The following is an 18,090-nucleotide window of genomic DNA, read 5'->3' on the forward strand; positions in this document are numbered from 1 at the left end:
CAGGAGGGACGGTGACGGGTTGTCGTCCTCTTTGGCACGACAGAAACGGAACCACCACCTTGAGTTCATTGCTGACCAGTACCACTGTGCCTTCTAAGAAGCGTGCTCTGCGCCGAGCGCTCCCTGCCTTGGCCGTCGCCGCCATGCTCGGCGTGGGCAGTGCCGGCCTCGCGGCGCCAGCCCACGCGGACGTCCCGCAAACCTCCACGATCGCGGCGACCATCCCGGTGGGCAAGAACCCGCAAGACTTGAAGTTCAACCGCTCAGGCTCGCGTGCCTATGTGGCGAACCTGGGATCGTCTTCAGTCTCCGTGATCAATACGACGACCAAGAAGGTCATCGCGACTGTGCCGACCGCTGCCTCCCCGCGGCATCTGGCAGTCAACCGGGCCGGCACCCGCGTCTACGTCGAAAGCGAAGACGCCCAGAACAACGGCACGGTGACAGTCATCGACGCCACCCGCAACGTGGCCATCGGCCGGATCAGCGTCGGCAAATACCCGGGGCCGCTTGAGACCAGCAAGGACGGCCGCTACCTGTACGTGGCGCACCTGTTCGGGCTTTCTGTCGTCGACACGAGCACCAACAGGATCGCAGCTGACATCCCCTTGCCGGGGGTGCCGCGCGAACTCCTGGTCAATGAGGCCGGAACCCGGTTATACGCGACCGGGCCCGACGGCAACGCCGGGGATGTCCTGGTCGTGGACATCACCAAGAACGCCCTGGCAGCGAAGGTTCACACTACCTACGAGCCGGGTGAGATCGCCCTTGCTCCAGGGGGTGCCCAGCTGTATGTCGGAGGCGGCGCTCAGGACAGTTTCACCGTCATCACAACCGCCACAAACACGATTGCCAAAACCGTAAAGTACGCGGTGTTCGGTCCCCAGAGCGCAGCCCTGGCCCTGAGCCCGAACGGACGTCACCTCTACACTCATGGCTCCGGCTTCGCTGTGTTCCAGGGCTCCTGGTTCACCACCATCTACGACGTTGACCCGGCCACGGGCAAGGGCTCCGTCCTGTCCAACCTGACCGGCCGCGTTGGCAGCCTGACGGCTAACCCTTGGGGTTCCGGCCTCTATGCCACCTTCCCGGACCGCAACACGGTGACGGTGGTCGCACTTCACCCCGCCAACCTCACTGCAGCCCCGGCCCCCACGGTCGCCGGAACAGCGGCAAAAGGCCAGCGGCTAACTGCCCGCGCTGGCATCTGGAACCCAGCACCTGTCACCCTCCGCTACCAGTGGAAGCGCAACGGCCTGAACGTCTCTGGCGCCACAGGCGCCACCTACCTCCTGGGCGCAGCCGATGTTGGCAAGACCATGACCGTCACGGTCACCGGAAGTAAAGCCGGCTACACCACTCTAGCCCGCACCAGCGCCAAAACCCGGGTGGTAACGGCGCGCTGACCGCCGCTCAGCATGAGCCGGGTGACGCAACATCGGCCGGAGGCAGGATCATTACGGCGTACCCAACGAGCAGCAGGTAGGACGGATTATGAGCACGCCCGATCTAGACACCTTTGCCACTGACCTGACGGCTGGGCTGGCCGACGTCGGCTCCGCTCAGGTCTCTGACGAGGGGGCCTTGTCCATCACCGCCAGGAATGATGGCACGCGCTCGTTCACCTTCCGGGAGCCCCTTGATGAGATCCGGAGACGGATCACGATTGATGATGCCGCGTGGCACTCGATGTGGCCGGGTTGGACGTTGGAGAAAGCGTCCATCGCCATGTTCTCCGTCCACGTCCAGGAAGCCATCGACACCGCGCCGGACTCAGCCACCACGCTTACGTTGGTCGAAGGCGGCGTCGTCGCCGGGTAGCGTCGAACACATGGTGCACCGGCGACGGCGGGCCGGGCTGCCGCACACATTCGGAGGAGAAGGGCTCACCGTGCCCGCTAAACCATCCCTGAAAGGACGCCCTCCCATGCCTGCCCGTAAGAAGCGAAAGCCCGGATTCGCGCTGCCGGCAGAGCTGGTGCGGCAGCGGGTTCAGTTCGCCGCCTCCGGTGCTTCCGGCACCCACGCAGACCAGAAGGCCCGCAAGCATCGGACCGGCCAGACGAACCGGATCGGTTCACGCTCCGCCCGGCTCCGGGCCGCCCTCCGGCACGAGGACTGAGCAACCCCCGGTGTTCCACTGGTCGTTGGCCGCCCGGACTGAAGCCTGCGGGTTATTCCTACGCGGGTATGTGCTGGAGCAGCCAGTGCAGGGCGCTATTCAGGTCTGTGAAGTATTCGGTCGGGCACGCCGGCTTGTGATGGCCCAGCAACCCGCGGACGACGTCCTGGTCCATTGGGGTTGAGCCCAGGATGGCGAAGGCCCGGACTGTTTTGGCGTCGCTGTAAACGCTGACCGCTTCCGGGGTGACGGAGCCGACGCCAGTGATCTGCAGCAGCACCACGGAGGGTTTGCTTCCCGTGAGGGCCAGGAGCTCCTGCCTGGCGCGTGCCCCGTCGTCCGCGGTCATCCGTGCCCCTGGCTTCAGAACGACCCGTACGATGCTTTCGCCGAGCAGATCCACGGAAACGTTGTCCCCGACACGGTCGAACTGGACTGATGACATGCGTGTTGCCCCCCGGCTGAGAAAGTGATGCCGCCAGGCGGGCTCGTCGGATGGTTTCGTGTGCCGTTTGCCCATGGCGATGCTGGCTCCATGGTAAAGGCTGATGTGTCGCTAGTCACATCAGAGTGCCGGTGGGGTCTTCGCATGCGTCTGGGCATGGGAATCCAACTCCACAGAGTCGGCCTGGTCGGCTGCGCCTCGCAGAAGCTGCGCCGTCCGGCGCCTGCCCGGGAACTGTATGTCTCCTCGCTGTTTAAGAAAGCGTCGGCCTACGCGGAGCAGACGTGCGACCGCTGGTACATCCTGAGCGCCAAGCACGGTCTGGTTCACCCCGATACGGTCCTGGAGCCCTACGACATGCGGCTGGGCGCCAGCCGCCGCACGTCCCCACCGATCCCGGCCTGGTGTGAACGGGTCCAGGAGCAGTTGGCCGCCGAACTCATCGGACTTGAGGACGTTACGCTCACTGTCCTGGCAGGCGAGCAGTACCGGTATGCCGTCTACGGCAGCCAGTGGCGTTACGAGGTCCCCATGAAGGGGATGGGCATCGGCCGTCAGCTCGGCTGGCTGACACAACAGCTCGCGGAATCTTCCACCGGCGCGACTCCGTAGGCGCGGCAACGGCGAAACACGTAAGGGCTTCCCGCGCGGATGGGCGAACTTCCACTGTTCAATAGTTCCAGGGCCGGCGGCGGGGAGCGCCTCTGAGACCGGGCAACTCCCACCCAGCCGCCGCCGGCCCCTGAAGTTACCGTCGGGCCATCGGATGAACGGGTATACGGGGAAGGTGGCTGGAATCCCCGCCAGGGATATTGCAGGGTCGTCGGCCGGCGCGCCGGCGCGGATGCCCGGCTACGGCAGTTCGGAGCCGGGACGGGTTCGAAGGTGCCAGGGCTGTTGGTGTTCACTGGCTCGAGTTGCATCGCCAGTCTCCTCTCACTGCCCCGGAGCCCTGACGGTGGAGGGGCTTGTTCTGTTACAGGCGGGGCACCGCCCCATTGAAAGCAGCCACCAGGCTATCGAGCTCCGTTGCGATGTCCGTAATGTTGTCGACGCTGCCGGACTTGAGCTGGTCCTGGAGATTTTGGCCGAAGGCGCTGAGCTGGGCTGCGCCCACGATTGCGGAGGCGACTTTCAGGCTGAGGACGGCGTCCATCGCCTCTTCGGCATCCCCGCAGGTGAGGGTTTGGAGGGTTCGGGCGTGGCGGTGTGGCAACAATTCCAGGTAATGGTCGAGGAACCGCCGGGCGACTGCTTCGCCTGCCTCGTGGGCGAGCGACATCAGTGCCAGCGGGTCATAAGCGGGCAGGGAAGTGTCGATCATGATGGCTTCCATGCGTAGGGCGGCCGGGGTGGGGCCGAGGGTCATGTGGTTCCTGTCAATCAAAAAATGGCCGCGTCGCTGCTGCACGGCCGGGCTCAGTGTCCCGCTCGCTCATCAAGGGCCGAGCGGTCTTTTCCTCAAGGTTTGATCAAGATCGGCACGCAAGAACAGGTCGGCCACGGACGCTGGTGACTCTTGAGCCGATCTTGATGCGATCCAGATTGAAACCCGAGGTCGACTTGGAATGCTCAGCTTCAGCACCAGTAAATGAACGCCGACCACTTATCACCTCTGGGGGATTCTTATGAAAGCACTGCCCGCTGCCGTCCCGGCTAACCTTCTGCGTCTCGGAGCGGGTGCCCTCGGCCTCGCCGCCGTCGGCGTCCTCCTTGTCCAGGGCTCGTCCGCTGCGTTCACCGCCAGCACAGACAGCAAGGGCAACGTTGTCGAATCCGGCACCGTGGTGCTGACCAACGACGGCTCCAGCACCGCCATGTTCAACGTCGGCAACCTCAACGGCGGCCAGACCGTCACCCGCTGCGTCAACGTCGCCTACAACGGCTCCCTTACCTCCGACATCAAGCTCGAAACCATCGCCTCCGGTGATCTGGCCGCAGGCCTGGCCACCACGGTAGAGGTCGGATCCGGGGCCACCGGCGGCACAGGCTTTGACTGCACCGGCTTCACCGGCGGCACCTCGCAGTACACCGGCACCCTTGCCGACCTTAGCGCCGGCCACGGCACCTACGCCAATGGTCTCGGCGGCTACACCAACGCGGTCAAGGGCGCGACCAAGAGCTACCGGATCAGCATGACGGTGTCCAACCTGGCCCAGTACCAGGGCAAGAGCGCCGCCGTGGACTTCACCTGGGAAGCCCAGGGCAAGGACGTGGCAACCACCAACCGCCCGTAACCGCCAGCAGCGGACCTAGCCGGCCCCGCCGGCGTGACCATTCAATGGAGGGAATGACGTGCGACGGCTGAAATTTGCCGTGGGCCTGGTGTCCCTGACCGTGGTGAGCGCGCTGGCGGGGCTGGTCCTCGCTGCCACCGTCCTGCCCCTGGTGATGGGCTGGGACCGGGTGGTGCTGACCTCCGGGTCGATGATGCCGCGCATCGCGCCGGGCGACATCGTGCTCGTCGCCCCGGTGGAGCACCCGATCAAGCCCGGCACCGTCATCACCTTCAAGAACCCGAACAAACCCGGCAGTCTCATCACCCACCGCACCCTCGACATCCGCCCCGATGGCAGCTACCGCACCAAAGGCGACGCGAACGGACAGCCGGACGTGTCCCCGGTCCGTCACGACGCGGTGATCGGCAAAGGCCTGCTCCTGGTGCCGGCCATCGGTCTGCCGGCGGTCTGGATCCAAAACGGCCAGCCGATGCTCGCTGCGGCCGCCGTCTTCGTGGTTATCCTCTTGGGCTTCCTCAGTCGGTACGGCCTGCTCAAGAAGCACGACCCGTGGCACGTTCCCGAGAAGGACGAGCCCTTGGACGGCCCGGATGACCAGAATGGCCCGAAGGGGCCCAGCTCGCGTGGGGTGCGGAAGTGGGCTGTGCCAGTCGGGATCGTGGTGGCAGTCTCCCTGGCAGCGGCTGGAGTGTGGCTGGCACCGAAACCGACCCGCGCCGCGTTCGCTGCCTCCAGCGTGAACCACCAAAACCTGATCAGCACTGCGGCCGCGGCGGCGAACATCTTCTACCTGAAGACGAACGCGCCAAACGACAGCCCAGGACCATCGACGACGACGCCGCTGGAGCTCACGTCAACAGCGCCAACCCTGACGACGCTTTACAACTACGACACGGCCCATGACACCGACCCTGGCCTGCTGATCGCCAAGGGGATCGGACAGGGACTGGACGCGCCCCTCGGCGCCTCACTGCAGTCGTGGATGATGCCACGGGCAACGACGGTCATATCGGGCAACGCCAAAGCGCGGCTGTGGACGGCAATGAAGGGATTCAGCCCCACCAAGACCGGCAGCCTCACCGTCGGCCTCTACATCTGCAACCCGGGCAGCAACAACTGTACGGCGGCCGGCACTCCTGTAACCATCACCAGTCAGGGCAGCTGGAGCGGCGGCAGCACAACTTGGGTGCCCACCGACATCGACCTCGGAACTATCAACCTGCCGAGCAACAGGGTGCTGCAGATCCGCGTCGCCGTGGGCTCCGCCAGCTCAGATGCCATGATGCTCGCCTACGACACCACCACCTACCCGGCCAGGGTCACGGTCGGCTGAGCGATCCGGAGGGCTAGGTTCGGGAGGCCCGCCATCGCCAGAACAAGTAGAAGAGCCAGCCCGTGCAAGCAACGGGGAGCACGACCGCCGGTGGTTGGCCGGCAGCCGCGAATACCGCGAACCCGACCCAGGCAACCCCGGTGATGACCGCGTTCGTGACCAGGGACTTGCGCGAAACCGGGTAAGAGGGAAGATCGATGCCTTCGGCGCGCAGTTGCCGGGTTTCCTGGGATGCTCCGCGGATTAGGGGCCCGAAGACGGCAACCAAGCCGGCGACCATGAGCAGTGAGCGCCACGGCTGCGGCATGCCGACTGCCTCAAGGACTTCCCCGAACAGCCAGCCAACGAGGAGGAACCAGAGGAGTCCCCAGGCGACCAGGCGGCGGCGTTTGGGCGGCATGCCCTCAAGCGAGTCGGGCGGCCAGGATTGCCATTCGTATTTGTGGCCGTCCTTGCCGTCCTCCGCGGTCATGGCCACAGCCTGTCGAGCAGACTCAACGATGCCTGACTGGCGGCAAGCTGCAGCGGTCCCTGGTCGGTGTCCATGCTGACAATCTTCCAGCCCCGTTTGACGTCCGCAGGCCGCTTTTGCGGCATCGGCACCGGCTGGGGTGAAGAAAGAACTTGGAAGACGTTGATCGGCCCGGCAGCCTCTTCCATGTCCCCGTACAGTGCCTGGAACCTGATGTGCCCGTGACGAACCTCCGCATAGCCGGGCTTCCACCGGTCCTGCAGTGATCCCGGAGGTGCCTTGGGCTGGCGGGACGCGCATTCGATCAGGCCGCGTTCGGCGTCCAGGGCCAGGCGCGCCTTCCGTGCAGGGGTCGCGAGCCCGCCGAACAGCAGAAGCACCAGCAGCGGGAAGACCACGGCCACCAGAAGGGCCGACCAAAAGCCCGTGTCCGGCCAAACGAGGTTGGCACCAAGGACCGCGAGGAAAGACACCCCGTCTGCCAGCCAGTGGCAGGCCTTCTCACGCCGGCTGCGGGGCGTTGGCCTAAGCGTCTCGGCTGGCATCAATACGTCCCCGTCCTGGCCATCACCTGAAAGAGGTTGTCCGCCGGGCCCGCAGTGCAAGGGGGGAACGCGTTCCGGGCCCGGCGAGCTGAAGCTGCGGTTCGCGGCTACCTGTGCTTCAGCGACAAGACCATTCTGCTTCGAGGACACTAGGAAATGCGGGTGCGACCTGAGAGTCGAAGCTCGCTTTTGCCCCCTTTTTGAGGGGGTCTCCCAAGGTTCTTCCAAGGTTTCGTAGGCCACCGCCCGCGCTGAGATTCGAACAGGACGGTAGCGTGCTGTCCCGGTGGAGTAGGGCCGGAGTTACCATGTCGCCATGCCCGAAAGGATTATGTACGTCCAGCTGAAGAGCGGCTACAACACGGATCAGGGGCCGGCATGGATCACCAGGCTGCGGTTCTCAAAGACCTGGAGGACTGCGTACTTCCGCGGGCGGACCTTGGAGAGGGTCACCGGACTCGCTCGCGCCAACTTCGATGCAAACTTTTACGACATCGACAATGGCGAGGAGTTTTGGATTTCCGGTCCGAAACGGGATCGTACGGATGCCCGGTACAGCCGCCGGCAACCTGAAATCGATGAGGATGTGCGGGTCGAGTACGAGGCGTTCCTCAACGGCGCGCCGCTGCCGGGTCGGGATAACGGCTGATTTCAGTCTTCCGAGTCCAGATAGCGGCAGCTGGCCTGCGTCTCATAGCGAACTCCCGGCCCGGTGCGGCTTCCGTCCGCGTTTCCTGCCCTCACTCCAACCGGGGAGAGCGCGGTCCAGCTCTCTGATCTTGGCCTCGTCCAGTTCACCGCGGTGCAGCTTGGCCCGCTGGAAGTGCAGCCAGACGCCGAGGTCGTGCTCGAGCCCTGTCGCCGGAGCCTTGTGCCGGGGCCAGTCGTTGCCGGCGTTCCGGTACTCGACCAGGGCGGCGAGCCGCTCCTGCCAGCGCGCTTCGTCAGACTCTGCCCGGGACGGGATCTTCCACCCGTCAAGCACCGCCAGACCGTCCCGGTAAGCCGGGGCCAGGGTCCCATCGCGGGCTTCCGCCCGCCGGTGCGTCAGCCAAGCAGCCAAGGTCCGCTCTGTTTCGCTGGTAGTGGCTCTGGAGGGGAAGCGACCCGTCGTCCGCACGAACGTCACCACTTCCCTAAGATGCTCCAAACCCCCCGCAGTGGGGGCGTGAGTGGTTCGTAGTGCCGCGGCAGTCTCGTGCGCAGCCTGCAGTTCCGGGTCTGCTTTCCGGGCGACGTCCAGGTGGTAGCCGACCGTGGATGACACGGCGCCGACCAGTTTCACGATCTGGGCGCGCGCGAGGCCGCCCCGGTACATCAGTACCCACTCCGGGTTTGGAGCTGCCTCCCAGCGTTTCCTGTCCACGGGCCAATCCTGCCAGTTACCGTTCAGGTGCCTCCACTCACAGCGGGTCGCCGCCGCGTTCCTGTTCGGTTGAGACCCGCACCAACCTGAAATGTCGTCTGGCCTTGGGCGCCCGACCGTCCCGGAACATCGGCGGAATCCTCACGATCACTTGCCCATTGCCGCATCACTTCAACGCGGGCGCCATCTGCGGACTTCAGGTCCCGCTCGAAATCAGACAAGGATTTCCGCTACCTGGTCGCCATAGGCCCAGCCTATTGGTGGCCTGACCCCAGACGTAAAGCAGGCAGGCGCGACGAGCTTCTTCCTGGTCCCAGAATTGGCCGTCCCGGCAGCGAAAACAAGCAGCAGGGCGACCATTAGGCCGTGAAGCCCGGCCCACGGGTCATTCGGTCGCTGTTCCCGTGGCGTTGAGGCCAGGCGCTGTTCCTCCGGATCGCGTCCCGGAATGCCGGCGAGTCGACGGGGAGGGCTGATGGAATGAGGGCTGGGCCCACTCGGCCCCGCCGGGGAGGTGGTAGAAGCGGCAACGGGCCGCACCTCCGGACGGTGCTGGCCGGGCGAGGGGTCAACTCGTCAAAATCGTGGTTCCCAAACAGGGTCGGCAAATCTAGCATGAATCTTGAGGACCGATGCGTTGAGATGCCGCGATGAACCGTGATCCGGGACCGCGACCTCCGCAAGGCGGTACTCATCCTCACACAAGAACCAGCAGTCCCCACGGATCGACCGGTGGTTTCCATTGGCGGTGCGCGGAGGCCGTTGGACCAAAGGCGTCTTACGTGTCTTAGGGACTGCGGACTAATCCCATGAAAGGAGCAGCAATGAACGGCAACGGCAAGGGGCAAGCAGTGTCAGGCCTCACGGACCGGCTCAGGCACAGCATCAACAACCCCCTCACATCAACAGACTTCGACTTCGCCGCAGTCCTCGACGATGTACTGGCTACTGTCGGTCTCAGCGTCAAGGACGCCGGTGGGAACGTGCGCTTCTACGGCGGCGCCGACCCGCTGATCGCCAGCCCGTTCCAATTCGGGGCTGCGGCCGCGGTAGCGCTCGGTGCCAAAGGTGTTGCCGCTTCAGCGGTCTGGCGCGACCGCGGCGGCGGCGACCAGGACATCGCCATCGACGTTCGGAAGGCGTTCCAACGGTTCTCCGGGTTCGCGGACGGGCGCTGGGAAAAGATCAACGGCCGGCCGCCATCCGTTAAAGGGAATAAGTACAACCCGTTCGGTGAACTGCCGTTCTTCCGTGCCACCCGGGACGGGCGGCACGTGGTTGCGCTCAACGTCTACCCGGGGCTCCACCAAAAGGCCCTGACGCTCCTCGACTGCGCGGACAACGGCAAGGCCGTCAACGAGGCCATCGCCAACCGGGACGCCGATGAACTCGAGGAAGCGGCCGCTGCTGCCGGCATCATCATCGCCAAGGTGCGCTCGACCGAGGAATTCCTCCAGGAGCTGCAGTACCAGCAGGTGCTGCAGCACATGCCACTCATCTCCGTCGAGAAGATCGCCAACGGCGACCCGCAGCCGCTGGCGCCCGGTGCGTCTACGCCGCTGGAAGGCATCCGGGCTCTGGGAATGGGGCATGTGATTGCCGGCTCCGGGATGGGCCGCGACCTGGCATCCTTCGGGGCGGACGTTCTGAACGTGTGGCGCCCCGACGACAGTGAAGTTGAAATGTTTTACTGGGACACGCAGGTCGGCATGCGATCGACGTACCTGTCCGATAGCGGCGACGACCGCGCCAAGATGGACGAGCTGCTGCGCGAAGCAGATGTCTTCTTCTCCAACCGCCACCCCGGACACCTTGAACAGGTCAACCTGACCGCGGAGAAGGTCGCAGCCGGCCACCGGGGCCTGATCCACGCTCAGGTGCTGCTGCACGGCGCCGAAGGGCCATGGGCCACACGCCCCGGATTCGACGAGATCGGCGCCTGCGTCAGCGGGATCTTCGCCCTCGGTGGCACCCTCGAAGACCCGAAGATGCCACCGATGCTGCCGATTGTCGACAACATCGTCGGCTGGTTCGGAACGGTCGGGATACTGGAAGCGCTCCGCCGCCGAGCCGTCGAAGGCGGCTCCTACCGCGTCCGCGTCTCACTCACCCGCATCTGTCTGTGGCTGATTTCCTTGGGGATCTTCGACAAGGAGTTCGCTGCCGCCACAGCAGGGAGCAGTGCAGAACACGCGGCCATCCCGCCCGAACTGTTCACCGCACAGACCCCACTGGGGACGTACCAAGGAATGACCGATCAGATCGAATTCACCTCACTGCCGCAGGGCTTCACCACTACAGTGCTTCAGCCCATGGGCGCCGACAGGCCGGAGTGGTTGCCACTCGCAGTGGCACAACCGGCCTGAACCGCAGGGGGCACCGTGATCTGAGGGAAGACACACAGGCGGGCTGGGTCAAACCATGCTGCGATCGCCACTAATCCCAAATCCCAGACCACTGGTCGGGAGCAGCATCGTCAGACTGGGAGGTGGGCAGAACCCCGAGAACGGGTTCTGCCCACCGGCGTTTAAGTTGTGGTGGCTGGGCGCTAGGGGGTCGAGGGCGTGGCCCCGCGATGCCCTGACGCCGCTCCGGCCGCGAAGCCCCGGAGCTGGAAGCCGGCTGTCAGGAGCAGAATGCCAAACAGGAAGGCAAACGCTGCCAGCAGTCCAAGGAGGCTGAGGATGCCGGCGCCCGGAAGGATGAGGACGTAGAGGCCGAACAGTGCGGTCACAATACCGCTGGCCAGCCAGGTCCACCAGGATTTCAACATCTTCTTCGCCTCCAGGGAGAGTGCGATCTGGGTCACGCCCAGGACGAGGGCCCAGGCGCCGATCACCACCGCCAGCGACACAGCTGTGGCCGCTGGCCACGCGAAGGCGACGATGCCTGCAAGCACGGACACGATCCCTCCGACGAGCGCCCAGGCAGACCGGCGGGGGCGGTCGGAGAAGTAATGGACGATGTTCGTGATTCCATCCATCCCGGCGTAGAAGCCGAACAGGTAAATCAGGGCCAGGACGGTGGCACCAGGCCAGATCATCACAGCAATGGCGAAGAGGATGGCGAGGCCGCCGCGGACGAACAGCGCGGTTCCTGCTCCCTCGAACGGTCTCTGGCCCGCAAAGTCGGACATAATTTCACCTCACGGTGCTACTGAACCTTTTATGTGAACGGTCCACGCCTGTCAGCGTGGGCGGCGGCGGCCGGAGCCTTCTCGCCGAGTTCCGACGGCTGGGGACGCTCTCAGCCACTGACAAACTGCTTTGGGCAACCTGAAGGGATGGGGTTCTCCCACCTCCAGTATTTACCTTGGGGCGCAGAAACAGTAGAGGTTTGCGCTGTGTTCACGGTGTGCCGCCACTGAAGCTGTGTGCACGGCGCTGGGTGCGGCTGCAGCTTCAGGAACAGGCAGCTTAGCCGCTGCCACGGCGGCCGGGGCGGTAAGAGTGAGCACCTTCCGGCCGGACCAAGCTTCACGACCGGACCTTGGGGAAAGCCAGTAAACCCTGTTCCGGGAGCAGGCTCGCGGATAGCATGGCGGCAAAGAAAGAGGTGGTCATGGGGGCATCCACTGAGAATCCCGCTGAGATCCAGGACGGCGGAGCCATGGAACTGGTTCGCGTTCCGGCGTGGGAAGTGAAGTACAGACTCGACAGCAACCCGGATGAGCTGGCGCATTTTGTCTGCTGCCGGGACCTGGACTGGCGCAAAGCGGTCTGCGGCTACGAGGAACCGGAGGCTGTGATCCTGGAGAACCCGACGACGTTCTGCACGATGTGCGTGGAGGTCGTCCAGGCCCGCGGGGGAGTGCTGGGCTCCGGAAAATGCCCCTTCGATGACCAGCCCTGCCCGGACGATGAGACCGTCGACCGGATGATCGATGAGCGCACCTCCCGGCCCTGATCCATCAATCGATGATCCCTAACCAACAGCAGTTGATCGGCCTCCTGGCCCACGCAGAACCAGGATTTATCGCCGGTGACTTTGCCACCCGGTTCGATAAGGCGGCAGGGCTGGAAGGCGAGACCGGATCGTTCCGGTACTTCCCGGAGGGTTTCTGGGACGTCACCTTCGACGGCGGCCCCCGGGTCCTCTCGGCGCCGTGGGGCATACGCTTCGAACTGGAATCCGGCGCGGTCGAGGAGGCTCCTGGCAGGGGCCGTACCTTGCCGCGGCGTCCCCCCTGGTCCTTGGTGCTGCCGCGGCACTCGACGTTCCTGGGCCGGGAACATGATGACTGGCAGATGGATGCGAGCCGGCAGATCCTGGAGGAGTCCGGCACGCTGACGGTGGCACTGACGAACCTGGAGGACCCTAGCTATACGGGCACCCTCACGGTCGACACCGACACGTACACGATCAGCAGTGTCGACCTGCACTACATGGTGCAGATACTGGCCGTCGCACGCACGGAACCGAGTGCTGAGGACCTGGCAGTTCTCGACGACATCAGGAGCCGCGTGGGGAAGCCCAACGATGGCTGATCCCCGCAACTCCTTGGGCGCCGGGAAACGAACGCTCCATCGGCTTGAGGGGCGACAGTGAGCCAGTCGCCTGCTGAAGCCCGCCGCAGCGGATGGCCCGGCACCCTCCTCTGGACGCTTCTTGTGCTGGCGTCCATCGTCCTGATGGTCAGTGGCCTGCTGAGGTCAATGTTCTTCGGCTTCATCCCCGAACCCGGTCTTGTGGAGGACGCGCGGGTGGGCAGCCTGTACCTGCTGTGCGGCTCTGCGGCGTCGCTGGCGGCCGCTGTCTGGTCGTTCCTGCGGGGGCACCCGCACTGGGTGACGGCCTGCGTGGCTGCACTTGCCATCCTGGTCGGCGGGATCGCCCTGTTCATGCCGTACAGCCTGGCACGGCATCTGGCCGCTTTCGTCGCGCTCCCGGCCGCGTTGGCCGGAGCTATTGGCGGTCTGGCGGACCGGGGATACCGCCGCGCCGGTCGATGAGATCTCTCATCGTCCCGCAGGGAAATTCGGCGTAAATTTACGGGCTGATCAGGCTTTTCGTCTGCCGCCGACCGTACGATGAGCTCGTCTCATCACTCTGACTCATGGGGGAAACCTTGAGCTATCCGCAGTACCCGTCCCAGCAGCCCTACCCGTCCCAGCAGCCGCAGCAGCAGTCCTGGCAGGGCGAGCCGCCGCTCTGGGCGCCCTACTACGGCGCGCCGTTCCCGGCCGCCGTGAAGCGTTTCTTCAAGAAGTACGCCACGTTCTCCGGCCGGGCCAGCCGCAGCGAATACTGGTGGTGGGCACTCGTGTCCGTCGTCGTCGGCATCATCCTGAACATCCTCATCAATGCCGGCAGCACGACCACGGTCAACGGAACCATCCCCGGCCCCGGCGCGGGAATTGGCACGATTCTGCTCGTCATCTGGGGTCTGGGCACGATCGTCCCGTCCCTGGCGCTGACCGTCCGCCGGCTTCACGACAGCAACAAGAGCGGCTGGCTGGTCCTGCTCGGCCTGATCCCGTTCGCCGGCGCGATCATCCTGTTCGTGTTCGCCGTGTTGGGCCCCGACCCGGCCGGTCAGCGTTTCGACCAGCCGAGCGGCTACTAGCGGCAAGACGTTGGTCACAAGCAGAAGGTCCCGGCCTCCTCGACGGCGGGACCTTCTGCTTGTGTGGCTTTTCAGGCCGGTGCCAGTCGGACCTGAATAGACCCTTCACTTCTCGGTGTCGCGAATTCAATGAATCGGTAGTTTCGATCTGGCCAAATCCGCCGGTCTACGCAAGTAAGTTTGGGCGACATATGCGGGGACGTCATTTCCCTGATGAAGCTCTCGTGGGAATCGAAGTTGTATTCATCTTGGTAGAGTTCCACGACAATGCCGGGATGCCGGGCCTTTCTCCATGTTGTCGTTGAGCGCGAACCGAGCCGGTTCAGGAGCCCAATTCGCCGGAACATGGCGCTCTGGAGGATGTAGTCGTCATGCTGGTGCCGTAAGGCCAGAGCGCCGAACCGGGCTTTCATTGACCGCGCATGGTTCTCCTCCGCCTCGGTCCATTCCCCTGGATGCGACGTGGCCGGACAAACGGCGGCATGCGGCCCGCAGAACTCTGCGGCATGAGTGCCTTCCCATTCTCCGACGGACATCCCGGTGACGACCACTTCCCCTGTCAGGCCAGGGCGAAATAGACTCAATCCGAGTTCGTGGGGGCGCCGACGGAGGCCCGGAACACCGTAGATCTCGGGAACCGGGTCATCTTCAACGTGCTCGATGACAGGCATTATGTTCCTGACGAATTCTTCATAAGCCGAGCCTGCCTCCAGTTCTATCACCAGCCTGTCTGGCGACGGTACTACTGAGCGGATGCCGAATGGTCTGAAACCCCAAGCATCACGCTGATGACGCGGGATGAATCGAAGGGCATGCATCTTGTCAAAGATGGCCCCCTCCAACTGCTCCTGCGAAGGGGTCGGCTCCGTTAGGACCGGGTGTCCGGGTGGAACCTGGTCGACCGCTTGATGGGCCTTTTGGTGACTTTCGCCGGTGGCGTGGGAACGCAGTCGGGCGAGTCGGGATGTGGCTGATGCAGGCACGGGGATCCTCCGTATTTCCTGCCGACTCAGAAAACAGGATGCGTGTCTGGAAATTGGATGCAGTGCTCTTGCTCGAGCAAGAGCCGCGCTCCTTCTTCGCTGTCGCCCCAGTCGGAGGGCGTAGCCAACGGTCACTCGAAAACCCGTCGAGGGTCAGACTACTACGCCTGGGCTCCAACCTTTTGCAACCACTACCGCCGAGCCCCCGCCGTCACGACTGGCAGGGGGGCGGGCGGTTGCCGTGCATAGGATGAACGCGTGACCGACGAACCCCGCTCCCGCCGCTTTCTGACCATCTCGCAGGCGGCCGAAGAGCTGAACGTGACACCGAGCCAGATACGGGCCCTGCTCAGCACGGGAGAGCTTCGCGGAATTCAGGTCGGGGGCCGGGGTCTCTGGCGCATCGGGGTCAACGACGTCGAGGACTACATCGCCGAGGCGTACCGCCGCACCGCTGAGCGGATCGCCGCCGGTGAGCTCAAGGATGAGAAGGATTCTGGCGTCCCGGAGGAGTGACACGCCCGCCAATTTCACCGGCTATGTCAGTCCCCGGAGAGACCATGAATCCATGACGGCTCCAACTGTGGAAGCGGCGATCAACGATCTGATGGATCGCGCCTGGAATGTTGTCTACAACCTACTCTCGGAGCGGGGCCTGCTCGGTGACGGGTTGGACGTCGAGGAGTACACCGGGATCCATTCCTGGCTGGACGGCCTCACCCGCTACACCGTCGTCCACTCCCGGACCGTGGCGGTCCTGTTCGCCGACACCCGCCCGGTGGACGCCATCCCGTTCCACCACGACCTGCTCGGCGCTGACGACCCGAAGAGCTTCTTTACCCTCACGCAATAGAGGATAGAAGGCCCCTTGGGCGCCAGGTCTTTCTACGGGCTGGCGGACAGCCGTCAGCGTAGGCAGCATGGCTGCTGTCGCGCCTAGTATTGGCCCATGAAGAAGTGGGGCAGCAGACACCCCGTTTTAGTGCTTGTGATGGCTCTTGTCCTGTGTTGGGGTACTGGGCTGGCCGTTAGTCTTGTCATCGGAGGTCGGCTGGATGATGCTCTCTTCAGTGCAACGATGGGGTCGATCAGCACCGCACTGATCTGGTACTTCACTGTAAGGCGGCTGAGGCGGACCTCCGACAGACTCACCGAGCATGGGCAACGCCTGGTCTATCTGAGGTATCCGGAGGCCCGGCCGGGGTCTCTTAGCGGCATCTGGAATATGGGTGTCGCCACCCTGTCACCAGGTCGCATTGATTTTCAGCCGGCCGTCTATGACACTCTCGAACCTTCCGGTCGCCCATCGGTTCTGGAAGGGCTCGAAGGCGTGTCCGTGCCGCGCCGGCTGAACCGACAGGACGCCAAGCACGTCACCCAGCGGATGTTCATGGTCATGACCTACAAAACCAGCGGTGGCACCGTCGAAATTGCCGCCAGTCCGGAGTGCCTCCAGCAAATCCGCGAGACTGTTCTGCAGCCACCGGTTGCCTGACGCAGCCTGCCGCGTTTTCGGTGTCGGCTCTCACACCGGGAGCCGCGACCACAGCCGTCACTCGTCCCAGCTGAATGCTCGGAACTCCCACGGGTCGTCACGGGTTAGGCGATCCGCCTGCGTGCCGGGTGGCATGGCTGCCAGCTGCGCGAGGGAAGGGTCTGCCGAGACGACGTGCCAGATGTGTGTGGCAATCAACGCTCCCGGAGCGTTCGGATCTGCTTCGCCGTCGGAGATGGCCCAGCCGCCCTCGGGTTCGTGCAAAACCTGAAGTGCCGGACGGGCTCCTTCCAGGACGGTCCGCATGATGGCGGCGCCAAGGGCTGGCGGGAAGGTGTCGCCCTCGAACGGCCAAGGCAGGTACCGGAACATCTCGTGGTTCATGCGCTCTTCCTGGTGGACGGTATTCATGGTGACGGGGCCGGGACCATCCAGAAACCGGCGACGGCCGCGTTACTCCGCTCGGTGGTCATGGGCACCAGATGGGCGAAGACCTTGCCTACGTCGAGATTCACGGTCATGGTGCTGGCTGTTCCGCACTTGAGTGCGAGTTCGTGGGTTGTTCCTCCTCTGCTGTCCGGCTGCGCGATGAGGAGGGTTGCATCTGTGATGCCGACACATGCCGAGGTCACCTTGTAGCGTCCGCCTGGTATGCCAGACAGCGAGGTGCGGTGCCCGTCGCCTCCCAGCCCGCCCGAGCCGCCAAAAACGAGAGCAGCGGGCCGGGGGCCAAGGATCCGGTCCAGTTGCGATTGGTTAGCTGCCTGCTTCTCGGCGAGGGCGGGATCGGCCTTCGGTGGGGGAGGCGGGGCCGGACGGGAAGTTGATGCCGGCGGGGCGGTGGCAAGTCCCGCCTCATCGTCCGTGTATGAACACGCGCTCAAGCCTGCCGAGCTGGCAACGACCAGCAATAGCACCATGCCACGGACCCGTTTCCCCCCAAGGAACCCCATGCCCGAAGCCTACCGGCATCCGGGCGCGTGAGCGACGGCTAAACGGCCCGCTCATATCTGCTGGGCGCAGACGGCCCGAAGAGCTTCTTCACTCTTCCGCAGTAGCTGCCGCCCTATTATGCTCCACAGTTGAATGACTACCAGAGGGGAAGACAGATGGGCGCGTGGGGCTTTTTGCCTTTCGAGAATGACGACGCACTGGACTGGCTCGACGGCCTCAACGGCGGCGGTGCGGAGGTTGTCCGGGCTGCGCTGACCAGCCCCGGGGAAGGGTACCTGGAGGCGCCGGAGGGCAGTGTCGCGATTGCCGCTGCGGAGATCACGTCGGCCTCCCAGGGAAGCCCCGGAAGTGATCTACCGGAGGATGCTGAGGCGTGGCTCTCCGCCCACGGGGAGGATCTCGGCCCGGCGGACGTGGAGCTCGCGCTGCAGGCTGTTGCCCGGGTGGCAGGGGAAGACTCCGAGCTCGCTGAACTGTGGGACGACGCTGACGAACCGGAATGGCGGGAATCCCTCACGGAGCTCTCCGAGAGACTGCAAGCAGCCCTGCGATAGCGGCCGCGTAGGCTC

General features: G+C 64.6%; 25 protein-coding genes. 16 read left to right on the top strand and 9 right to left on the bottom strand.

Annotated elements, in window-relative coordinates; all coding sequences use genetic code 11:
- Nucleotides 1-86: 86 nt before the first annotated feature.
- From ACFTSA_RS13495 to ACFTSA_RS13505, 3 genes are all read left to right on the top strand, one after another.
- Entirely contained in the window at nt 87-1,406 is a 1,320-nt protein-coding gene (locus tag ACFTSA_RS13495; protein WP_377951894.1) for a YncE family protein, read from the top strand.
- A gap of 88 nt (nt 1,407-1,494) precedes the next feature.
- On the top strand, nt 1,495-1,821 hold the full coding sequence (locus ACFTSA_RS13500) for a hypothetical protein (protein ID WP_377951896.1): 327 nt from the start codon (nt 1,495-1,497) through the stop codon (nt 1,819-1,821).
- Nucleotides 1,822-1,927: 106 nt separating this feature from the next.
- The gene (locus ACFTSA_RS13505; protein ID WP_377951897.1) at nt 1,928-2,122 is read left to right on the top strand and encodes a hypothetical protein; all 195 of its coding nucleotides are present in this window, start codon (nt 1,928-1,930) and stop codon (nt 2,120-2,122) included.
- Nucleotides 2,123-2,180: 58 nt separating this feature from the next.
- Here ACFTSA_RS13505 and ACFTSA_RS13510 read toward each other — a convergent pair whose 3' ends face one another.
- Nucleotides 2,181-2,567 (bottom strand): hypothetical protein, encoded by a 387-nt coding sequence (locus tag ACFTSA_RS13510; protein ID WP_377951899.1) that lies wholly within the window; start codon nt 2,565-2,567, stop codon nt 2,181-2,183.
- A gap of 156 nt (nt 2,568-2,723) precedes the next feature.
- Here ACFTSA_RS13510 and ACFTSA_RS13515 point away from each other — a divergent pair, with 156 nt between their 5' ends.
- The gene (locus ACFTSA_RS13515; RefSeq protein ID WP_377951901.1) at nt 2,724-3,179 is read left to right on the top strand and encodes a DUF6884 domain-containing protein; all 456 of its coding nucleotides are present in this window, start codon (nt 2,724-2,726) and stop codon (nt 3,177-3,179) included.
- A 364-nt stretch (nt 3,180-3,543) separates the two neighbouring features.
- Here ACFTSA_RS13515 and ACFTSA_RS13520 read toward each other — a convergent pair whose 3' ends face one another.
- A complete protein-coding gene (locus tag ACFTSA_RS13520) occupies nt 3,544-3,936 on the bottom strand; it encodes an Hpt domain-containing protein (RefSeq protein ID WP_377951902.1) in 393 nt (130 codons plus the stop codon).
- Between the two features lie 259 nt (nt 3,937-4,195).
- Here ACFTSA_RS13520 and ACFTSA_RS13525 point away from each other — a divergent pair, with 259 nt between their 5' ends.
- Together ACFTSA_RS13525 and ACFTSA_RS13530 are read left to right on the top strand one after the other, a co-directional pair.
- Nucleotides 4,196-4,804 carry a TasA family protein gene (locus ACFTSA_RS13525; RefSeq protein WP_377951904.1) on the top strand — a complete coding sequence of 203 codons (609 nt, stop codon included), beginning with the start codon at nt 4,196-4,198 and terminating at the stop codon, nt 4,802-4,804.
- Between the two features lie 58 nt (nt 4,805-4,862).
- The gene (locus ACFTSA_RS13530) at nt 4,863-6,140 is read left to right on the top strand and encodes a signal peptidase I (protein WP_377951906.1); all 1,278 of its coding nucleotides are present in this window, start codon (nt 4,863-4,865) and stop codon (nt 6,138-6,140) included.
- A 13-nt stretch (nt 6,141-6,153) separates the two neighbouring features.
- Here ACFTSA_RS13530 and ACFTSA_RS13535 read toward each other — a convergent pair whose 3' ends face one another.
- Nucleotides 6,154-6,612 carry a hypothetical protein gene (locus tag ACFTSA_RS13535; protein WP_377922896.1) on the bottom strand — a complete coding sequence of 153 codons (459 nt, stop codon included), beginning with the start codon at nt 6,610-6,612 and terminating at the stop codon, nt 6,154-6,156.
- Nucleotides 6,609-7,157, bottom strand: coding sequence for a hypothetical protein (locus ACFTSA_RS13540; RefSeq protein WP_377951908.1), 549 nt, complete (start codon nt 7,155-7,157; stop codon nt 6,609-6,611). The genes ACFTSA_RS13535 and ACFTSA_RS13540 overlap by 4 nt, the downstream gene beginning before the upstream one ends.
- Before the next feature lie 316 nt (nt 7,158-7,473).
- Between ACFTSA_RS13540 and ACFTSA_RS13545 the strand changes: the two genes are divergently transcribed.
- A complete protein-coding gene (locus ACFTSA_RS13545) occupies nt 7,474-7,806 on the top strand; it encodes a hypothetical protein (protein WP_377923000.1) in 333 nt (110 codons plus the stop codon).
- 42 nt (nt 7,807-7,848) lie between these two features.
- Here the strand turns inward: ACFTSA_RS13545 and ACFTSA_RS13550 are convergent, their stop codons facing one another.
- Entirely contained in the window at nt 7,849-8,523 is a 675-nt protein-coding gene (locus tag ACFTSA_RS13550) for a helicase associated domain-containing protein (RefSeq protein WP_377923001.1), read from the bottom strand.
- An 809-nt stretch (nt 8,524-9,332) separates the two neighbouring features.
- On the opposite strand from ACFTSA_RS13550, the gene ACFTSA_RS13555 reads away from it, so the two are divergent.
- Nucleotides 9,333-10,889 carry a CoA transferase gene (locus ACFTSA_RS13555; RefSeq protein ID WP_377951911.1) on the top strand — a complete coding sequence of 519 codons (1,557 nt, stop codon included), beginning with the start codon at nt 9,333-9,335 and terminating at the stop codon, nt 10,887-10,889.
- A 182-nt stretch (nt 10,890-11,071) separates the two neighbouring features.
- Here the strand turns inward: ACFTSA_RS13555 and ACFTSA_RS13560 are convergent, their stop codons facing one another.
- Nucleotides 11,072-11,659 carry an HdeD family acid-resistance protein gene (locus ACFTSA_RS13560; protein ID WP_377951913.1) on the bottom strand — a complete coding sequence of 196 codons (588 nt, stop codon included), beginning with the start codon at nt 11,657-11,659 and terminating at the stop codon, nt 11,072-11,074.
- 425 nt (nt 11,660-12,084) lie between these two features.
- Here ACFTSA_RS13560 and ACFTSA_RS13565 point away from each other — a divergent pair, with 425 nt between their 5' ends.
- From ACFTSA_RS13565 to ACFTSA_RS13580, 4 genes are all read left to right on the top strand, one after another.
- Nucleotides 12,085-12,429: a hypothetical protein gene (locus ACFTSA_RS13565; protein WP_377951915.1), complete on the top strand. Its 345-nt coding sequence runs from the start codon at nt 12,085-12,087 to the stop codon at nt 12,427-12,429.
- An 11-nt stretch (nt 12,430-12,440) separates the two neighbouring features.
- Nucleotides 12,441-13,010, top strand: a complete 570-nt coding sequence (locus tag ACFTSA_RS13570; RefSeq protein WP_377951917.1) for a hypothetical protein — start codon at nt 12,441-12,443, stop codon at nt 13,008-13,010.
- Between the two features lie 57 nt (nt 13,011-13,067).
- A complete protein-coding gene (locus tag ACFTSA_RS13575) occupies nt 13,068-13,475 on the top strand; it encodes a hypothetical protein (protein ID WP_377951919.1) in 408 nt (135 codons plus the stop codon).
- Nucleotides 13,476-13,579: 104 nt separating this feature from the next.
- Nucleotides 13,580-14,089 carry a DUF805 domain-containing protein gene (locus tag ACFTSA_RS13580; RefSeq protein ID WP_377951921.1) on the top strand — a complete coding sequence of 170 codons (510 nt, stop codon included), beginning with the start codon at nt 13,580-13,582 and terminating at the stop codon, nt 14,087-14,089.
- Nucleotides 14,090-14,160: 71 nt separating this feature from the next.
- On the opposite strand, the gene ACFTSA_RS13585 is transcribed toward ACFTSA_RS13580, so the two are convergent.
- Nucleotides 14,161-14,760 carry a hypothetical protein gene (locus ACFTSA_RS13585; protein WP_377951922.1) on the bottom strand — a complete coding sequence of 200 codons (600 nt, stop codon included), beginning with the start codon at nt 14,758-14,760 and terminating at the stop codon, nt 14,161-14,163.
- A 570-nt stretch (nt 14,761-15,330) separates the two neighbouring features.
- Between ACFTSA_RS13585 and ACFTSA_RS13590 the strand changes: the two genes are divergently transcribed.
- The 3 genes from ACFTSA_RS13590 to ACFTSA_RS13600 all read left to right on the top strand — a co-directional run bounded on the left by ACFTSA_RS13590 (nt 15,331) and on the right by ACFTSA_RS13600 (nt 16,567).
- Nucleotides 15,331-15,588, top strand: coding sequence for a helix-turn-helix domain-containing protein (locus ACFTSA_RS13590; protein ID WP_377951924.1), 258 nt, complete (start codon nt 15,331-15,333; stop codon nt 15,586-15,588).
- A 52-nt stretch (nt 15,589-15,640) separates the two neighbouring features.
- Nucleotides 15,641-15,925, top strand: coding sequence for a hypothetical protein (locus ACFTSA_RS13595; protein WP_377951926.1), 285 nt, complete (start codon nt 15,641-15,643; stop codon nt 15,923-15,925).
- Between the two features lie 96 nt (nt 15,926-16,021).
- Nucleotides 16,022-16,567, top strand: coding sequence for a hypothetical protein (locus ACFTSA_RS13600; RefSeq protein ID WP_377951928.1), 546 nt, complete (start codon nt 16,022-16,024; stop codon nt 16,565-16,567).
- A gap of 57 nt (nt 16,568-16,624) precedes the next feature.
- Here ACFTSA_RS13600 and ACFTSA_RS13605 read toward each other — a convergent pair whose 3' ends face one another.
- Both ACFTSA_RS13605 and ACFTSA_RS13610 read right to left on the bottom strand, forming a co-directional pair.
- Nucleotides 16,625-16,951 carry a hypothetical protein gene (locus ACFTSA_RS13605; protein ID WP_377951930.1) on the bottom strand — a complete coding sequence of 109 codons (327 nt, stop codon included), beginning with the start codon at nt 16,949-16,951 and terminating at the stop codon, nt 16,625-16,627.
- 23 nt (nt 16,952-16,974) lie between these two features.
- Nucleotides 16,975-17,520, bottom strand: coding sequence for a hypothetical protein (locus ACFTSA_RS13610; protein ID WP_377951932.1), 546 nt, complete (start codon nt 17,518-17,520; stop codon nt 16,975-16,977).
- A gap of 156 nt (nt 17,521-17,676) precedes the next feature.
- Between ACFTSA_RS13610 and ACFTSA_RS13615 the strand changes: the two genes are divergently transcribed.
- Nucleotides 17,677-18,075 (top strand): DUF4259 domain-containing protein, encoded by a 399-nt coding sequence (locus ACFTSA_RS13615; RefSeq protein WP_377952050.1) that lies wholly within the window; start codon nt 17,677-17,679, stop codon nt 18,073-18,075.
- The last annotated feature ends 15 nt before the right edge of the window (nt 18,076-18,090 follow it).

Origin of the sequence: Arthrobacter sp. NPDC057013, assembly GCF_042674585.1 — a bacterium.
In the GTDB taxonomy this organism is placed as follows: Bacteria; Actinomycetota; Actinomycetes; order Actinomycetales; family Micrococcaceae; genus Arthrobacter.